Genomic DNA, 1080 nt, shown 5'->3' on the forward strand with positions numbered 1-1080 from the left:
TGTCAAGACCCGCCTGGTTATAGACGCGCTTTCTGAACAATTCAGGCCGTTTGGCTTGCCAATCCTTGAGCGCCTGAATTGGCGTTTGATGCTTGAGCGCCCGTTGTGGGATGCTGTGATTGTAGATCTTGACGTAATTGCGCAGCGTCGATTCCAGTTCGGCTCTTGAGCCGAACCGGGTCTGGTTGACGATGTCGCTTATGCGGCCATTGAAGCGCTCGACCATGCCGTTGGTTTGCGGATGACGAGGCGGGATGAGACGGTGCTCGATGCCGAGCTGCTTGCACAAGCGGTCGAACACGTGCGAGCCGCTGGGCTCCTTCTTCTTACCACCGGCTGTGAAGCGGTCGGTGAACTGGCTGCCGTTGTCGGTTAGCAGCTTGACGATCTTGACCGGGCAGGCCTGCTGGACCTTGCTGAGGAAGTCAACACTGCTGGCGTCGGTCTGGTCGGCATACAGCTCGATGAAAACCCAGCGCGTGGCGCGGTCGATGGCAACGAACAGGTAGCGTCTTGCCGTCTCGTCGGGCATCTGCGGCAGATACTTGATGTCGATGTGAATGAAGCCCGGTTCGTAATCTTTGAAGGTCTTTTTCGTGGCAGGCACGGCGTCTTCCGATTCGACCAGGTCGCGCAGATCCGAGACGCCGTGGCGGCGCAGGCAGCGACCCAAGCCGGCGCGCGAGACAGCGGGATTGATGAACTCGCGCGTGACAGCCAGCAGGTCATCCGTGGGCAGCAGCAGCGTCTTGCGCAGCTCCACCACGATGAGTTCCTGCTCGGGCGTGAGCGTCGTGTACATCTTGTTCGGAGCGTGCGACTTGTCTTCCGGGGTGTCTCGGCTTTGCCACTTCCGGATTGTCTGACGTGTGACGTTGTACAGCCTGGCCAGTTCGGCCTGCGGGAGCGTCGAGTTTCTGATTTCCTCACGGATCAGGTGGGTAGTACGGGCTTGGCTGTGCAGTGCCTGGGTCATCGAGTTGCCAGTGAAAAGTCGGATTGGAACAGTGTACGCAAAACGTTCCTGGCCTTGAAGAGCGGCCAGCTACGAATGGGTACATGATCCCACGAGTCTAAACA

1 protein-coding gene is annotated in these 1080 nt (G+C 58.8%); it reads right to left on the reverse strand.

Annotated elements, in window-relative coordinates; genetic code table 11:
* A partial coding sequence (locus QWL29_RS26520) for an IS481 family transposase (protein WP_305825847.1) occupies positions 1-976 on the reverse strand: 976 nt, incomplete at its 3' end.
* Positions 977-1080: the final 104 nt, after the last annotated feature.

This window comes from Massilia brevitalea, assembly GCF_030711405.1.
GTDB classification, from domain to species: domain Bacteria; phylum Pseudomonadota; class Gammaproteobacteria; order Burkholderiales; family Burkholderiaceae_D; genus Telluria; species Telluria brevitalea.